Origin of the sequence: Staphylococcus sp. HMSC036D05, assembly GCF_001836225.1 — a bacterium.
Classification (GTDB): Bacteria; Bacillota; Bacilli; order Staphylococcales; family Staphylococcaceae; genus Staphylococcus; species Staphylococcus caprae.
Genome location: NZ_KV827785.1, coordinates 27824 through 47608, shown reverse-complemented (window position 1 = coordinate 47608; position 19785 = coordinate 27824). Strand labels below are relative to the sequence as shown.

At 29.4% G+C, this 19785-nt stretch carries 8 protein-coding genes; all 8 read right to left on the bottom strand.

The window, feature by feature from the left end:
- Nucleotide 1: 1 nt before the first annotated feature.
- Genes HMPREF2580_RS10855 through HMPREF2580_RS10820 form a run of 8 tightly spaced genes read right to left on the bottom strand, consistent with a single transcriptional unit; the run spans nt 2 to nt 19566 of the window.
- Nucleotides 2–7504: a non-ribosomal peptide synthetase gene (locus HMPREF2580_RS10855; RefSeq protein WP_070832968.1), complete on the bottom strand. Its 7503-nt coding sequence runs from the start codon at nt 7502–7504 to the stop codon at nt 2–4.
- Nucleotides 7505–7508: 4 nt separating this feature from the next.
- A complete protein-coding gene (locus HMPREF2580_RS10850; RefSeq protein WP_070832965.1) occupies nt 7509–9107 on the bottom strand; it encodes an AMP-binding protein in 1599 nt (532 codons plus the stop codon).
- A 23-nt stretch (nt 9108–9130) separates the two neighbouring features.
- The gene (locus HMPREF2580_RS10845) at nt 9131–9733 is read right to left on the bottom strand and encodes a VOC family protein (protein ID WP_070832962.1); all 603 of its coding nucleotides are present in this window, start codon (nt 9731–9733) and stop codon (nt 9131–9133) included.
- A complete protein-coding gene (locus HMPREF2580_RS10840) occupies nt 9723–13925 on the bottom strand; it encodes a condensation domain-containing protein (protein WP_070832960.1) in 4203 nt (1400 codons plus the stop codon). The genes HMPREF2580_RS10845 and HMPREF2580_RS10840 overlap by 11 nt, the downstream gene beginning before the upstream one ends.
- 11 nt (nt 13926–13936) lie before the next feature.
- Nucleotides 13937–14980: a Gfo/Idh/MocA family oxidoreductase gene (locus tag HMPREF2580_RS10835; RefSeq protein ID WP_070832954.1), complete on the bottom strand. Its 1044-nt coding sequence runs from the start codon at nt 14978–14980 to the stop codon at nt 13937–13939.
- Nucleotides 14981–14993: 13 nt separating this feature from the next.
- Complete coding sequence (locus HMPREF2580_RS10830; protein ID WP_070832949.1) at nt 14994–16052, bottom strand: NAD-dependent epimerase/dehydratase family protein; 1059 nt, start codon at nt 16050–16052, stop codon at nt 14994–14996.
- Between the two features lie 29 nt (nt 16053–16081).
- Nucleotides 16082–17824: an ABC transporter ATP-binding protein gene (locus HMPREF2580_RS10825; RefSeq protein ID WP_070832946.1), complete on the bottom strand. Its 1743-nt coding sequence runs from the start codon at nt 17822–17824 to the stop codon at nt 16082–16084.
- On the bottom strand, nt 17821–19566 hold the full coding sequence (locus HMPREF2580_RS10820) for an ABC transporter ATP-binding protein (RefSeq protein WP_232019001.1): 1746 nt from the start codon (nt 19564–19566) through the stop codon (nt 17821–17823). The genes HMPREF2580_RS10825 and HMPREF2580_RS10820 overlap by 4 nt, the downstream gene beginning before the upstream one ends.
- Nucleotides 19567–19785: the final 219 nt, after the last annotated feature.

The window sequence follows — 19785 nt, the reverse complement described above, 5'->3', positions numbered from 1 at the left end:
ATTAAATTTCACCTTCCTCTACCTCAGATTGTATATTATCTTTGATATAATTAGATAGCTCATATAACTTAGGATGATTAAACAATTCTTTCAATGTTAAGTTTATAGATAATTCTTCTTTTATTAATTGAATCAATTGGAGTGCCTTTAATGAATCTCCTCCTAATTTAAAGAAGTCATCACCTAATTTAATATCTTTAATTTTAAGTAGTCTTACCATCATATTTTTAAGTTTTTTATCTAAATCATTAAACTCTCTCTTAACTTCTATATTATTTGTTGCTTTAACGTCTTTAAGTAATCTTTTGCAATCAACTTTTCCATTTATTGTAAGAGGAAACTTAATAATTTTATGATATATTTTTGGAATCATGTATGATGGTAATTTTTTTCTTAATTCATTCTCTATATACTCTCTTTCAACTGGTTCTTTTAAAATATAGAAAGCAATTAGCTGATTATCCAAGAGTACCAATGCGTCTTTAATCTCAGTAATTTGTTTTAAACTTTGTTCTATTTCACCTAATTCTATTCTGTATCCATTTAATTTAACTTGGTTATCTTCTCGTCCCATAAAGATAATTTGTCCATCATGTCTTACCATAGCAGTATCTCCCGTTTTATAAAGACGTTCATTTAACTTAGAATGGAAAAAGAATGAGTGTTTTGTTTTAGTAGCATCGTTCCAATAACATTCCGCTAAACCTTCGCCAGCAATATATAAATCACCTATAACTCCTATTGGACATTCATTTAATTGCGAATTTAATATATACATACGTTGATTAGCAAGGGGGTGCCCATATGGAACAGAACTATCCGATTCTTTTAATAATGCTAAATCAAAACTATTTGACCAAATAGAAGCCTCTGTAGCCCCTCCTAATCCATAAAATATTAATTGAGGGTTAAGTACTTCTTTGGCTACTTTATATAAATTTTTATGAATCCAGTCTCCACTTAAAAGAACTTTTTTTATACTTAAAGTACGTTGATCAAGTTTTTCTATATAATCCAAAAAGAGCTTAAATAAGGCTGGTACAGAATTCCAAATTGTAACTTTATGAGTTTCTACAATCTGAGTTATTTTTTCAGGATTCAACCGATCTTTTTCACTTAAAAGGACCACACTACCCCCAACTTGAAACATACTAAAAATGTCATATATAGCTAAATCAAACGTCATTTGTGATATCATGATAGTCTTATCTTTAGATTTAGCCTTTATTTTTTCATTAACAGCTAAAATCGTGTTCATTACTGACGAGTGCTGTATCGCTACACCTTTAGGTGTTCCAGTAGTTCCTGAAGTATATATAATATAAGCAATATCATCAGGTTTAATAGTATTTGTAGTAATATGCTCTAATCTATTATGATTAAAACGAACAACAGGTACGTCTGCATACGTGTCATCTTGAAAATCTTCATTAGCGATGATACATTTGATCTTAGCTTGTTTGGTGATCTTTTGATTACGTGTTAAAGGATGCTCTTTGCTTAGGGGTACAAATATAGCTCCTATTTTTAACGTAGCAATAATTGCAACAATTTGTGCATAAGTCTGATCTGAAATTATTGCTACTACGTCTCTTTTTACAATCCCCGAATCTTTTAACTTCTGAGCTACTCCATTAGCATATAAGTCAATCTCTTTATAAGTGAGTTTTCTATGTTGATCAATCACTGCAATTTGATTTGGTTTCCTCTTAACCTGGTAATCAAACCCTTCTAGCAATGTGTGACCTAAAAATTCTAATCTATGCTTCTTGCATTTCTTAATACCATGAGAGGACGGAGTTAATTTGATTATGTTAGATTGTTCTGATTCCCAAATTTCTCTGTTTTCACTTAGTTGTTCTAATGTTTGATAATATGATTCAAACATATCATCAATCATTCCTGGTTCGAATAAACCTTTGATGCTATCCAATGAAATATTTAACCCTTGTTCATCTTCAAATACTTGTAAATCCATCCAAACTTGTGGCGTCTGAGACAATCCATACTTTATTCGTCCTATAGATTCATGGTTTTTATTGTTATTTACACCTAGACCACTTGTAAAAACTACAGGCATTGATACTTGCGAGTTATTTTTTTTACTCATCAAACGTTGCACTGTCACACCACTAACACTAGTATGCGATATCACTTCTCTTAATTCAGTTTGAACATTTATAGTCCTCTCAATAAATGATTTCCCCTGTGTCACATCTACAGGCAGTAAGGTTAAAGTTGTAAAATCTCCAATTAAATTGTCTACATCTTTACAAAAAGGTAATCGTTCAAAACGAGTTAAATTTATCGTGAATTTTTGTGATTTACTCCATCTTGCTAAAGTTTCTGCGTAAACTGACATTAATATACTAGCTGGAGTTACACCATAATATTTAGCATTATCTTTAATTTTTGACCAAGAAAGCTTATTTAATAATTTATAATTTCTATTAAAACGATGCGTTTTTATTTTATGATTTATATTTAAGTCAGGTTTTTCATGTATGCATGGCAGTTTTTCTTTCCAATAAGCCAAATCCTTTTTATAAATATCTGTTTTTTTATATTCTTCTTGAGATAATACATAAGATCTAAAAGTCGACTCATTAAATTGTACTGTATCATTAGGATTAGTATAAAAATGTTGCCATTCACGGAATAATTGAAACATACTATATCCATCAAAAAATAGATTATCAAAACTAATACATATCCTACCTTGTTTTTTAGGTAAGTCTAGATATTTAATATCAAACGAGGGCCATTGATATGGATTGAAATTTTGATGTTCTAATTGTTCTCTAACTTTAAATATTTCATCTTCAATATTCAATTTATGCGTAAAGTCAAAATATTCTATATGATACGGTTCTACATGTTCTAATACTATTTGAGATAAATTATCTTTTCGTATCACTGTTCTTAAACTTAGGTGTTTTTTTATTAATTTATTCCAAGCTAATTCTAATCTTTTCTTATCCAATCTATCTGTCTCTAATTCAAAATAACAATGGCTTGTGACATCACTATATTCAAAGGCATTGTTTCTACCTAAAATATAGGCTTGTTGAACTTCTGTTAAAGGGAAAGGCTCGTATAAATTTTGATCAATTATATTAATAATTTCTGTTTTATGACGATTTAAACTCTTTCTCTCTATGATTTCTGCCATTTGCTTTAAATTATGATAATTAAATATTTCTTCAAGATTTAAAGTGATATTAAATTCACTTTGGATTTCATTTCGCAGTTGTGTCGCTAATAATGAATCTCCACCTAATTGAAAAAAGTCATCTTTTAATATTGGAGATTTATTCAATAACTTTTCCCAAATTTTTGAAAGTCTTATTTCAAACATGTTTTTTTGACGTTCTTCTTGAATTAAAGCATCTTTGTTAGTTTCATTATCAATATGAGACATTAAATTAGAGCGATTTATCTTACCGTTAAAAGTAATTGGTAAGTTATCCAGTTGGAAAATATTTGTTGGAATCATATAATAAGGTAATTTTGATTCAAGCTCATGTTTTAAATTTTCATCATTTAAACTATACGCTTCCTCATTTTGTAGTATATAAATATAACCTCCACCTATTCCATTTTGGTCAGTAACAACACCTCTTAAGTATAATGGACTGTTTTCAAATTTTTCTATCCATTCTTTATTATCTAACAAAAGATCTAATGATTTATTAATTCTAAAATCATTTAATAAAATAGTTGTTAAATATTGTATATTAAGTGTCTTTGTTAGTTCTGAAACAATTATAATGCCCCCAGGTTTTAACGAATTTTTAAGACACTTTAATATATAATCTAAATTTTCTACTCTATGTAATTCGTTGTTTAAAATAATTACATCAAATTTTTTATCTCTCGCTACTTTTTTCAAATCTAACGTATCTACTTGGCAGACAATTTTCTCTTTTATTTGGTTCTCAAGTTTGTTCAAATAAAATAAACTAGAATCAACATAAGTCCAATTATTTTGTGTATCATTAATCATTTGCATCATGGTCTGTAGCCCTTGATTGCCATAGACTAATATCGATTTTTTATTATTTTCTCGAGATACTAATTGGTTAAAAACTGCAACAACTGTTTCATTTATCCACTTTCCAGTTTCAAGTAAATTTAATAGCGTATACATTTGAGGCAACTTTTCATCAATTAGTAAGTCTGTTGCTTCTTTATCACCATAAACAATACTTAATGCATTTTCTTTAAATGGCAAAATCACATCATTGATTTTATTTAATAAACCTTTATTAGTTTTTAAAATTTTTTTATCATCAAAACTAATAGTACGGTATATGTCTATCCATTTATTGACCAATTCATTATATTGGGGCAATACCTTGGATTTTTCTATGTCATTGAGTAAGCTTTTTAAATATTTTTTTAATAACATATCCATCACTTGTGTGACAGCTTTATAACTATTAACATCAAAAGGGATATTATTGATAAAGTTTTGTATTTGATAGGGTTTAAAAGAAGCTACTCTATCAACTATTGAATTTTGTAATAATTCGCCCATTTCCAATGTTATAAAACTACTTAATTGGTGCTTCTCATTTATTTTGCTGGATACAGTTATAGACTGATCAATACCTCTAATACTTCTTAAAGTAGAGTCAATTTCTTCTGGCTCTATTCTATGTCCTCTTAATGATATTTGATAGTCCATCCTACCTAAAAATTCAATAGTATCATCCCGCCAAAATCTTCCTTTATCACCTGTTTTATACCATCTTAATCCATCTTTCATTACAAACCGTTGATTCGTTAAATTGGGCATATCATAGTAGCCCTTAGCTACACTAATTCCACCAATCCATAACTCTCCAACTTCGTAATCATTCACATCTTTACCTTTATTATTTACAATTCTATATAACTGATTTGGTAAAGGCTTTCCATATGGAATAGTCATCCAACTGTCAGGAACTCTATCAACTATTTCAACATAGTTTGACCAAATAGATGCTTCAGTCGCTCCGCCCATAGCTATCATTTTGCTATTTTGAAAAACTTTTTTCATACGTTTAGGCAAACCTACATCAATCCAATCCCCAGACAATAATACATACTTCATATCAATATCAATTACTTTATAATACTCCATATTTTCCAATAACATTTGAAAAAGTGTAGGTACAGAATTCCAAATTGTAATAGGATATTTTTGTATTATTTCCAACCATTTATTACCATCTCTCCAATAATCTTCATTTACATAGCACATGGTTGCTCCTTGTATCAGTGGGCTGAAAATGTCAAACACTGATAAATCAAAATCAAATTGCGAAACATTCATTACAATATCTTCGCAACTTAGATTGCATTTATCTTGAACCGAATATAAGGTATTCAATACTTGTTCATGTGTAATTTCCACTCCTTTAGGCTCGCCTGTACTTCCTGAAGTGAAAATGATGTAAGCTGTATCAGAGGACTTAGGAGGCATAACAGAAAAATTTTTATATGAAGAATTTATATTTTTAATATTAATTATGGTTTTCTCATCAAAATCTTTTCTATTGTACTTTGTGGAATAGCAAATGACATGCGTAATATGCTCATGACTCAGTATTCTCTCTATTCGTTGTATAGGTTGATGTTGTCCAATCGGTACATAACTACTTCCATTAAGCATAATAGCTAATATCGAAGCAACGAAGTCCACTCCTTTAGGAAGATCAACTGCCACACTTTTTCCTGGTTGTAATCCTTGTTTTTGTAAAGCTGCTGCTATTTGTAAAACTCGTTCTTTTAGCATTTTATAAGTTGTCTTTTCATCAGTCACACCATTTATAAGAGCGTAATTTTGAGGATGGTTTTTAACTGTGTCCATAAATAACTCTATCAGCGTTGAATCACTTCGTTGATTAATAATAAATTCTTTAATCTTATTTTGTCGTCTTTCCATTCCTAGTGTGTAATGATTATCACTTTTAATAAATTCGTTGTTCAAACAATAATTAATCTCCTGTTCAAAATATAAGAACATATCGTCTAATAATCCTTGAGGAAACAACTCATCAATACTATCCCAAACAATATACAAACCTTCTGATTTATTAAATAATTGAAAATCTAGACATGCTTGTGGTGTTTGAGAAATCATATATGAAATATCGCCAAATGTTTTAATAAAAGTATCGTTGAGTAAGTCTTCTCCTAAATTACTTGAAAAAACAATTGGAGACAGAAACTGCTTTCCACGCTGCTTTTGTAAATCTCTAATAACTTTAATTCCTGAATAATCTATATATTTCATTCTACGATGAAACTGTTTTTGAATCCTTTTCGCATCTTCGGTTAAAGTAGTAGAATATCTCATATCAATATCTAATAATAAAATATTAGTAAAATCTGCTACATTATTTTTTATATCAATATTTGGGTCTCTATCAAACACCGGAATATTTAATATAAATGACTTATTTTGGCTCCACTTAGCAATTGTTCGCGCATAGAGAGTAAGCATGATCATAGATAGAGTAACATCAGCTTTTTTAGATAGTTCTTTTAATTTTTCTAACTGCTTTTGATTTAACGACATTGATCGACGCTTAAATGTAGGTGAACTAACACAATTAAACTCTTTTAAATATGGCAGTTTTGGTGGTTCTGGAATTTCATCAATTTCTTTTTCCCAATATTGCTTTGCTTCTTTTTCTATTTGCTCTTTTTGCTTAGTTTGATACGCCAAATATTCTGAAAAATGCCAATACTCTTTATGTAACTGATCACTGTTTATATCAAGATATGCACATGCTAAATCATTTAAAATTATTTTAAAACTATGAACATCGCAAACTAATAAGTCAATGTCAAAAATCAACTTAGCTTTATAATTATCTATTATTACATATTGTAGACATACGACTTCACCTTTATCTATTTGCATCATACGATGTGAAAATTTGGTTCTTAAATTATTTATTAGTTTTTGAATATCTAATTGGTTTCTATAATCATGAACTAGAACATTTTTATAATATGGTTCATCCAAAATTTGCTGTAAACCCTCTTCAGTAAATCTTGCTTTAAGCATAGGATGTAGTTCAAATAACCTTTTCCATGCCTTATCTAATTTATCTAAATCAAGTAATCCTGTATCAATTTCTAAGTAGCCGTGACACCCTATGCCACCTAATGGTTCATTTCTATTTCTACCAATCCAATATGCGTATTGAACATCAGTTAATTCAAAAGGTTTCGAAGAATCGATATTAGGTTTATCTATTTCTTTTTTAGTCTTTCTTTGACTTTCAAATATAATCTCACTCCAACAATCAATCGTGGGATTGCTCATCATATCGGAAAAAGAAATATCATATCCTGCTTTCATCCATCTTGAAAGTATTTTCATTACTTGCAAAGATTCTAAACCTAATTTTATCAGCGAAGCATCTTCTTCAATTTTAACTTGATTGTTAAAAAGTGTGTTTATCTCATTCTTTAACTCAGCTTTTATCGTTTCTTTTGTCAACATCTAATCAGTCCTTATTAAATATTTCAGATAATTTTTTCTTATCTATTTTCCCAATATTTGAATATGGCAGTTTATCAACAAAATAGATTTCATCAGGTACTTTAAATCGTGCAACTCCTTTATCCTCAAAGAAATCTCTTAAATCTTGAATTGTAAATAAGTGGTCTGTTTTCTCAATACAAGCACACGTTTTTTGACCTAATTCTTCATCATCAACACCTAAAACAGCACAATTTTTAATATATTTATATTCCTTTAAAATTGCTTCAACTTCCTTTGGTAATATATTCTCACCTAAACGATTTATTTGATCATCGACTCGTCCCGCTATAACCAAATTTCCAGTTAAATCAATGTAACCTAAATCCCCAGTTAAAAAATATCCATCTTTAGTAAAAACTTTGCTATTTAAGTTCTGATTGGCAAAGTAACCTTTAAAAGTATAAGGGCCTTTTTCAGCGATTTCCCCTATTTCTAATGGATTTAGCAATTTTCTATTACTATCAATAATTTTTATTTCATCATGTTCAGAAATAGGTTTTCCTTGTGTACCTAATCGTATCTCAGGGGGATCATTTAACTGTGTAAAACAGGTAATTCCTTCTCCAAGTCCATAACCTTGTTGTATTGTTACACCAAATTGTTTTTCAATTTTAGATAACTTTTCAATATCAATTTGAGCAGCTCCAATTAAAACATGCTTAAGCGATGTTAAATCACCTGGAAACCAATCATAGTTTTCGGCCCACATCTCGATTACTGCTGGAACTACTGAAGTAGTATTAACCCTTTCCTTATTAATCCAATGAAATGCTTCATCAAAGCTGGTTGTTTCAGCAAAAATAACTGTTCCTCCAGAAAACAACGTACCTAACACTCCTGGGTTTGCTAATGGATAGTCGTGTGCTATAGATAGAACTGCTAAATAAATAGTACCTTCATTAAAGTGACAACGTTCAATTGCCTTCTTAATATTGTAGACATATGCTTCGTTTATTTTTGGTATAATTTTAGGCATTGACGTGGTGCCACCTGTTAGAATGTATGCGCCTATACTTCCTCCAAAAGATTTTGGTGCATTCAAATCATAATTTTCAAACTTATAATCATCTAAATTTAAATAACTTACTTCTGTAGATTTAAAATCTTTATCTGCAACAATACAATCTATAAAATCTAAAGAATCTAAATTTTCCTCTACCATTTCACAAAAGTTAAAACCTAAGTAATTTGTAGTACCAACGTAAACCTTAGGCTTTAATATTTGTGCTATCGTTGTTATTTCTGAATGGCGATGTGTAGGTAACATTAAAACAGGTTCTAACTCTAATAAATTACAAGCAAACAATACTGCTATAAATTCAATACTATTAGGAAGTTGTATCATAACGCGGTCTTTTTTAGATAAAGGAATATTTTGAAATACTTTAGCAAAAGTTTTAACCTTTTCGAATAACTCTTTGTAAGTCAATTTTTGATTTTTATCAATAACTGCAGTTTTATTCGGTCTAATTTCAACTTGCTTATAAAGATTTTCTATTAATGTTTCATTCTTTAAAATATTGGCGGACTTATAACCATCAAAATGTGCTCTTAAATTCATATACTCATCTCCCATTTTTTCTATTAAAATTCAACATCTATTTTAAATTTACCTTCTTCAACTTCTAATATTGAATCAGTATTTAAAAGTTGAACTATTTCTAAATATTTACTATTTGTTTTATATCTAATTTTTTTTATGCCTTTAATGCCATTCGCATGATTGCAGGATAAATTCCTTTTTGTTTTAAACGGTGACTTAATAAAAGGCACATTTGCATCAAATGGGAACAAACACTTACACTGCAATTTATATCCATAAATATCGTTTCGCTTTACTGGAACCTTAATAGTTTTAAATTGTTTTTCACGAAATATACTTTTAAAATGTGAAAATTTATCCGTAGTTGTTTCAAAAGCGATTCTGATATAACCTTCTTGTGCATTGTTCTGCGCTAACAAACCTTCTACAAATTTTCTTTTGCCAAATAAAGGAAGTATTTTTTGAACAATAATAGGCATATACATACGTTGAATTAATTCTATGTATGGTCCTTCTTCAAAATAAATTAAAGCATTATACGGTTTGTCTTTTTTACCATATTCAACGGTAAATCCTTGATTCCTAAATTGTGAGACAGTATCTTCCAAATTGTTCACTTTATATAAAACGTGACTAATTTTCATGACTTTTGACCTCCAAAGCATTTGCTAAACTTTGCACATACTCAAATTCTACGCACGATGCATGGTTACCTTGAATATCTTTTTCATTAATATCTCCAAATACAAAATCGTTCCAAGTTATATCTTTTTTAGTTTTTGGATAAAAATTATTTAGGGTTTCAATAGGATTAAATACACGAATGTCGCCTAAAAATGGCTCTGGACTGTAATGAATCATTCCTAAATATGTTTGGTTAAACACTTGATATAAATCTTGTAATTTTTCGAATGAATTATTCGTACCATTAAATTCTTGATTAGGGATACTATTATAAATACGCATTAGTCTATCTATTTGGGATAGCTTTGATAACGCTTTAAAAGATAAACCAACATCGCTGTAAGAGCCTTTTAATTCGAATAACTCTTGATTTAATATATCTCTAGTTTCACCTTGTAAAATATGCTTTAATGCTTCTTGTAAATCATTAAATTCAAATTTATAACCCACCGCATTCATGTCAGCACCTATAATGTTTGCAAAAGCTGCTTCCATTAATAATGGGTTAGCAATCTCATGTAAACAAAGATGAGAGCTTATGATATTTACTGGCAATACTTTTTTGCCATTTTCTATAAGAATTCTGGCAGTTTCTATAGCAATAAAACCACCTACACAATAACCATATAACTCAAATTCTTCAGCACCAGTATTCATTAAAGTTTCGGCATATTTCCATGCTAAAGAAAGTACTAATTTATCTGGCTGTATACTCGTATAATCATTAACATCACCATAAACAAAACCGTATATAGCATCTTGTTCATTGCATGATTCATATAAATAAGGTAATAGATAATTGTAATCAAGTAATCTTCCCGTACCCGCATGGAATAGCGCTTTAATATGGTTAGGTTGCTGAACAGTTTGATGAAAAATCTTAACATGATTAGGAATTATTTTTTCTTTATACGCAGAAGAAGAATATTTTTTTTGATCTACAACCTGACTTGCTAAAGCCCTAACTGTGGGATTTTTAGTAAATAACTTCATAAGTGTTTCGAAACTAAGTCCCTTCACCTCTAATACATTTTCTCGAATCTCAGTAATCAATTTCGCAACTAGTAGCGAATCTCCACCGATTTGATAAAAATTATCCTCAATTCCTATATCTTCTCGTTCTAATACTTTTTCTAAAATTTTTAACAATTGTTTTTCTAAGTCATATGACGGTCTGATAATCGTTTTTTCTTCAAAATTTTCATTGTTTTTTTCTTCAATATAATACTTCCATATATTCCTATCTTCTATACTTTTCGGTAGCTGAGTAGTTACTTCCAAATAATCTGGTTTCATAAATTTAGGCCATTTTTCAATAGTTTCTTGAATATCATTTTCAATATTTTTTAAAGATGGACTTAAAGATTGGCTTATAATCACACTCTGTCCACATTCATAGATACTTTCTTTTCTCTCAGGAAGCATCACTAAAGGATTAAAATGAGCTTCTTTTAGCATAGTTTCCCAACTTTCTCGATTGAAAAAGGTATTATTAGAATGCCTTCTAGAATCTAAAAAGTGATCTAATCCCCCTTTTAATTCTAAAGATGTAAGTAAAGCATACGATTCTAGTGTAGCTTCAATCATAATTAAATAGCCTCTAGGTTTAAGCATTTCATTTAATTGGTTTAGCACTAATAATGCATGTTTAGAATTATGTAAAACATTAGGGCATAAAATAATGTCATATGCCTGCTTTTTAAAACCTTGACTTTTGTATGATTCATTAATATCAAATAGTCGGTAATTAACATAATCATATTCCTTTAAAATTTCTTTACCATGACTCAAAAAATATTGAGATATATCAGTGAAATCATATTTTATTTTAAAATTATCAAGTGAAGGTAGTACTTCAATTGTAGTAGCAGCAACTCCACCACCGACTTCTAAAATACTTATTTCACCTGATTTTTTATTACAGATATTTTTTATTGCATTCTTAGTTATCTCATTTAATCCTTTGTTAATAATATTTTTATTATATGCTGCCATAGCAATGTCAGTTTTTCCTTGAGGGAAAAACAACTCTAAACTATTTACCTTTTCTTGAATTTGTTCTAATAATTGATCGCTTGAATCTTTTTGATAATTGAACATAGTGGAACTGTAATCAATTTCATTCTCAATACTTTCGAATTCTTTCCAATATTTTTCGTTTTCAGAAACTAGATTAGACCCGTAATAAGTTAGTGCATAAGCATTTTTTCTATATACTATATAGTGTTCTTTTTCTAAAGCATTTAACCAACGTCGAACAATCATATGATATTTACTTGTAATTTCTAGTTTTTTAAAAATGTCTCTGATCATTAGAAATTCACCAACGTCGCAGAATATACCTACTTTTCTGAAAACTTTCAATATGTCGGTTAATGCAGTTAAATCAGATAAGTTTTTCCATTTGTTGAATTTTTGTTGATCAATATTTTCAAAAGCATTTTTACTAGCTGTTAGCAGGTGTGCTTTCAAAGAATCGTTCAATTTAACGTCTTGAAATTCATAATTTGGCACAATATATGTTTTTAAATGTTTGTTTTTATCATTATTAACTTTTAACGTGTGAGAATGGTCAACTAATTTTAACGTAGACAATCTCTTATCAATATCTTCTATTTTTATTTTGTGGTGGTGATGATTTACAATGTTTTTTTCAGATAACGAACAAAAATAACTTTCATTTTCCCATTGCTTTATATCTTTAGCATACTCATGCAATAATATTTGAAACTCATCAATAAATGCATTAATAAATTTCGTATCGAAAGCATTATCACGAATATCTAAGTGACAAGTAAATGTATTATTTTGTTCGGACACCTGACAATCTATTAATACTTGAGGCGTTTCACTTACTCCATAAATAACTTCATATTTATCTTTATTATCGTGTGGCATACCAATTGTGCTGGTATAAACAAAAGGAATTATAATATTTTCGCCATGATATTTAGATAATTCTCTTAGTACCTCAACTCCATTGAATCTTTTGTGATCTAAATCATTCAATAACTCATTTTGTATTTGTAGCGCTCGTTCTTTAAAGTTACTTTTATTAGTAGTAGTATCTAAAACATTGACTGAGGTAAAATCACCCATCACTTTACTAATATCTTCATTGAACTGATATCGATTCATCAAAGTAATATTAATCGCAAATTGATCAGTGAGTGAGCGCTTCTGTAACAAGTCTTTATATATCGTTAAAACAGCGTTAGAGGGCGTCACATTAAATGAATGACAATTAGCTTTGAACTTTTTCCACTCTTCTCCTGTTAATTTAAAATCGAATCTTGTAAATGAAGGTCGATCCGTATTATACGCTTCAGGATTTACAGTTAGTTCTGGTTGTAAGGGCATTTCTTTTATTTTGTCTAACCAATAATTTTTATCTCTATAATATAAGCTTTCCTCATTAGTAGTTTTAAGTTTTTCTTGATTAAACACTACAACATCTCGAAAGGATAATTCTTCATATTCAATTTCTTCATCATTATAAATTGCAATAATTTCATCAATCATTTTGTGAACACTCATAAAGTCTCCAATTACCATATCTACAACAAAATGAATAATTGTATAATTTTCAAACATAGATAATTCAAAATGGTGTAAAGGAAATTTATCTAATGAAAATTGCATTCTTTTTAGTTCATTTCTTTTATTTAAATACTTAAAGTTCTTCTGATCTCTTCCTAAATTTGTGTAATCATTTACTTTAAGTTTAGGATACATTTTAATTTCATAATGTTGATGCATTAAATCATCAGAAATAATAGTTTGTAATATATCATGGTTTTGTATTAATTTGTGCCAACTTCTTTCAAATTTTTCAGGTGATAATAAAGGCATTTTTATTTCAGTATAACTTTTACAACCTAGTCCGCCTAATTCTTGTTGAGGTTGTCTTCCTATTGCATAAGCTTTTTGCATATCAGATAAATCGAAATCTTTACATCTGTTTTTTTCATCATGTTTCAGTTTAGTCTTACTGTTTAAATAAGTAATAATCTCATTCTTATTATCTTTCAATGTTTGAATATCTGAAGGTTTCATTATGCCTTTAGGAGCTCTATATTTAACTTTTTCTTGATCTATCCAAATTAGAATTCCTTTTTCCGTAAATGATTTTAACAATGATTGAATATTCATAACACATCTCCCTAATCATTAATTTCATTTAATGTCAATGAGCTTATTTTTGTTCCATTAATAGTTTCGATTGGTCCTATTAATTGACTAATTTCCTTCCATAATTGACATAATGTAAATAATTGTTGAAGATATACGTTCAAGTCTTTAGGTTTTTGAATATAATCTTCAAAACGCTCTATAGTATTTTTAATAGAACGTGGCCATACTTCTTCATAAACATTTTTATAAGTATAATCATGCGTATTTATATTTTCAGATACAGGCAAATTTAATAAAGTATTATCTATATATAAATTAAGATTGCCTTCTTCATCATTAGGAATAAACACTCTTGGATACCAAGAGACACCCTGATTAGTATCATTAAGTGTTAGACGTCCACTCTCATAGTAAAAAGTGATTTTATGAAAAATATGGAAATAATTATCAGGGTTACTCGTATCCAATTGATTTTGAATTTTAATATCAAATGGCACATTTTTGATCTCTCCAAAAACTTGAGTAAAGAAGCCAGTCTGTATTTTTTTATCATGTAAAGAAGCGGGCGAAAGTCCTTCCAAACTCTGATTTAAAATGTCTAATAGCGGATATAATACCTGAATACTACAAGAGGCTTCTATATATTTAAGAGAACATTTCCTACTTATTTTTTGAGCAAATTGAATAAATTTTTTTACAGTTTCTATATATGGATAGAATGTGTTTATCATATACAGACAATCTTGATTTCTCATAGTTTTTAATGACTGTACTATATCGTCACTATGAACGGGTTGTTCTTGAATGACATGTACACCTTTATTCAAAAAGTACTTAGCAATTTCAGATCCTTTTCCACCAACGATTGCCGAACGAATGACTATAATTACAATGTCAATTTTCGTCACATCGATATCATTTAAATTAGTATATAAAGGTACCTGATATTTTTCAGAACATTTTTTTGACTGTTTACTACCTTTGGATAAAATACCTACAATTTCATAATTACGAGTATATTTATGAACGCCTTCCAAGTATATTTGACCAAAAGTAGTACCACAGATTAACACTTTTTTCTTTTCTTCATAATTCTCCCTCCTCTACATATTTCTCCTTTAAAACCACATGTTCTCTATAATCCATACCATTGTTAACCAGTTGTTTGATAGTGAGTTCAGTGTCTAAAATATCAGATGCCCAATAACAATTTGGTTCTAGATAGCCATTAATCAATTGTTCCAAGCACAATTCTGTGACTAATGCAGATATCTCATTGCTATCTGATGCAATTAATCTAATCTCTCTTTTCACTTTTTCTTCTTCAGCGTATATTTGAATAACAAACCATTGTTTTTCTTCAGTATGATGCTTTTCTAATAGAGATTTAATCTTTGATATTTTTTCAGTCATTGTTACATTCTTTAAAGTTAGAATAGCGTATCCTTTACTTAGTAAAGTTTTAGCGTTTTTATTACCAAATAAAAAATAAGATTTTACAGATTGAATGGACGCTTCTTTCATGATTCTTTCTAATTCCTTTGTAAGATATAACTGAGCAATTGCAATCTTATCTTTTTGTATTTTGATAAGATGTTCAGAACTATCGTATGCCTCTTGATTTTGATTAATACATATATTTGATTTCCCATAACCATTTTGTATGCTTAACAAAATATCTAGAAATGCGTTTTGTCCACCAATCTCATTACCACCTTGATAAATCTCCATATGAATGGGAATAGATTCGCACAGCTCCAACATCCTTAATACTAATAATCCTGATAAACCAGGTTGTGCACCTGCGTTAATAATTTGAGGTGTTGTTCGTTCCTCAAAATTAATAGCGTTTTCTAACACATCACCACCAAACAAATCGATGTATGGTATAGACGATTTATTCAGTAGTTTTGCAATTTGTGGGCTAATCAAATAAGAAGGTCCCGTACAATTAATAATAATGTCACACTGTTCGATTATTTTAATAAGCGTTTTGGGTTTATAGACATCGATATAGATATCGGTAGAATTACGTTTTTTCGAATGATAGGTGGTTATAATGCGATATCTCTTTTTTAATCTTTTTACAAGAATTCTTCCTATAGATCCATTACTACCTAAAATGCCTATTGTTTGGAAGTTCATACTGTATAATCACCCAATCTATAATTTTGTTAGATTTCGTTAACTTTCCAGTCACCACTTTTACGTTGCAATGAAACAAGACGTTGATACAAACTTTTATTAGCCATTAATTGTTGGTGTTTTCCATTTTCAATCACTCTCCCATCTTTCAGCACCACGATTTGGTCGCAATGTTCAATCGTCTTTAATCGATGTGCAATAACAATTACAGTTTTGTCATAAATGAGTTTACTGATTGCTTCTTGAATTAATGTTTCATTTTCCGGATCTAATGATGAAGTCGCTTCATCCAATAATATAATTGGAGCTTGTTTTAAAAATGCTCTAGCTATAGAAATTCTCTGTCTTTCTCCACCTGATAAGGTTTGCCCATTTTCTCCAATAACAGTTTGATAACCCTCAGGTAATTTATCTATAAATTCATTACAATTCGCCATGGTTGCAGCTTGATATACTTCCTCATCCGTGGCTTGGTAATTTCCAACTTTTATATTATTGAAAACTGTATCGTTGAAAAGAATGACATCTTGGAAAACAAAAGAATAATACGTCAATAAATGTTCAGGATGGATATCATTGATATTGTGATTGTCAATCGTTATACTACCTTGTTCTAAATCCCAAAATCGACAAGCTAATTTTGAGAGTGTACTCTTACCACACCCTGAAGGGCCAACTAAAGCTGTTATTTCACCTTGATGAGCTGTAAATGAAACATCATGTATAACTTGTTTATCGTTATATCCAAACGATACATGATTAAAATGAATATCAAATTGTTTTAACTCAATCTCTTTAGATCCTCCTTGTTCTTCTATTTCAAAAATTTTTTTAATACGTTTTGCGCTTACTAAAGAATAAATAAATTCTCCTATTTTATATAAAGAATTGGTTAACGGATCATAAATCCTTACAGCTACATAAACGAATAGAATGAAGCCAATTACTGTTAGTTGCCCTTTTACGAGTAGTAAGGTTCCTAATAGGACTAGTACTCCTAATCCAACACGAAGAACGTTGTAAGAAATTGAAATAAAAATACCTACTAAAATTTCATAGAGAATAGACCATGGTATAACAGCTCTAATCTTTGCTTTTAAATTTTCAATATAGCGTTCTTTTTGATTTGAAGATTTAATTACTTTTATATTTTCTAAAAATTCTTGCACCGCTTCTGAAATATTAAGTTTTAATTGTCTATTTTTTTTATTTGTTGGTGTCGTTACAAATTTAGATAGAATAATAAAAAATAAAGCGATAGGCATGATTAAAAATAAAGTAAGAGACATTTGCCAATTGTAAAAGCTCAAAACAATTAATACTATCGTGCTTGATATAATACCTGATGCTAAATTAGCAAAGTCACTTGTAAGTTGCTTTTCTACTACAGAGACATCATCCATTAATGTACTAGTAAAATCGCTTAAATCTCTTCCACTCAAATAAGATAAAGGTAATTTTCTAAATTTTTCTGCTAGACGTACTCGCATTACAGCTGTCTCTTTACCTGAATTAATATACATTTGTTTATAAGTGATTAAGTAAATCACATAGATACCGATTATTAAAACAATGCTTAAAAAAACGTACTTCCATAAACTAATCGTTTGAGAACTGTTTATATGTAAACTTTTTAATATTTCATCAGTCAACATGATAAATAATACTACTGGTAAAATTACTGATAATTGATGAAGAATCGTAAGCAAAGTAGTTTTAAATAAATCTCTTTTCCCTTGCTTTGATAATGAAAACAATGTTTGTATATTCATTTTTTCACCCCTAGTTTCCAGTTGATACTTTGTTGATAATCGTTATACATATTTGCATAAACGCCATTTTGAGTAATCAAAGATTTATGTTGTCCCTTCTCAACCAATTCTCCTTCTTTCATAACTAGAATTTGATCAGCGTGTGTAATAGTAGATAGACGATGAGCAATCATAATAACTGTCTTATTTTTGATCATTGAGCTTAATGCTTGTTGAATTTTATATTCATTCTCTGCATCACTAAAAGCGGTAGCTTCATCTAATAAAATAATAGGAGCATCTTTCAACATTGCTCGTGCAATCGTAATTCTCTGTATTTCCCCTCCCGATAAATAACTTCCTGATGTCCCAAAGACTGTATCCAATCCATTGGGCATCTTATTAATAATCTCCCGACATTGCGCTTGATCAATCACTTGCTCTACTTCATCTCTCGTAGCCTCTGGTCTGTAAAAACGAATATTTTCTAATAAGCTAGTTTTAAATAATTTTGTTTCTTGGAAAACGTAACTAATATTCGACATTAAATCTTCATATGCCATATCTCTTACATCCACATCACCAATCATGACTGTCCCACTTCCCACATCATAAAAGCGTGTAATTAAATTAAATATCGTAGATTTACCACTTCCTGAAGGACCAACAATAGCTGTGACACTGTCAGTTTGACATTCAAACGATAGCTGATGGAGTGCTTTCTCTTTCATACCTTCATATGTAAAACTCACATCTTTAAATTTAATATCAAAATAAGAAGGCTTTTGGGAGATAAGCGGTTTTGGTAGGCTTTGCGCATCATAAATTTTTGTGTCTAGATTATCCATTGCGTTAAAAATAATCATAGCTTTATATGAACTTTCCATAATACGCATCAACATAAATGCAACAAGTGGAGTAAAAATAACAAAGAAAATATAACTTAAAAGTATTTTTTTGGAGTTACCAAAATTATTAAAAAGAATGATAGTTGCTGGGATAAGAAAAGCAAAAATTCCATAGACACAAACTATGTAGCCACTCATTGCATTTTTCATTGATAATGCATAGCTAATAGTAAAATCTCTATAATTTTCTATAGCTTTATTGAAAGATTTAAAAGAAAAAGCTGTTTGTCCGAAGATTTTTACTACAGAGATACCTCTTATGTACTCGACCACATCATTCCCCATATTAGCCGATGCTTCTTGATATTGATCTAAGAAAGACTTACTTTCATCTCCCATCATGAACCTTAAAAGAAGAAAGCCTAAAATAACTGGAATTAAACAAATAAGTGATAGTTTCCAATCGAAAAGAAAGATTAGCACTAAAAATGCTATAGGTGTTGTTAAGGCTTGTGCCATATCTGGTAATTGGTGTGCAATATAATGTTCAACTTCATCGGTGTTCTTCTCTATGAGTTTACGTAATTTTCCTGTTTGTCGCTTTTGATAATAACCTAGAGGTAATTCTTTCATATGATCGATGAGCGATATTCGATATCTTGCTACAGTATTGAAGGCTACGATGTGAGATAGTAGTAAAGCTAGACCATAAAACATAAAAGCTAATGATACATAAATTACAGCTTGCCAACCGTAATATTTCATTTTTTCAATAACTGAATTGGTCAAAATTCCATTAGTTGATAACAAATTTTCAATAACATAGTAAACATTTAAATATGCACCTAAACTAATAACACTTGAAATAATAGAAACAAATATCGCTAAATAATATAAATATACGTAGTTTCCCATAAGTGATTTTAACTTGCTCAAATGTTGATTTTTCATGTGTTAGTTGAGATTAGACTATAAGCACTTAAAAACAAATTAGTTTTTAAAATACACATTAAGGGCGCTGTTTATTCTATTTTGCATATAAATGCTCTAGTACAATCTCTTCTCCTTTCTTATGTATTTAACAAGTATATAAAGCGGTTACATTTTTATTTGAAAGATTCTTTCATGTATTTA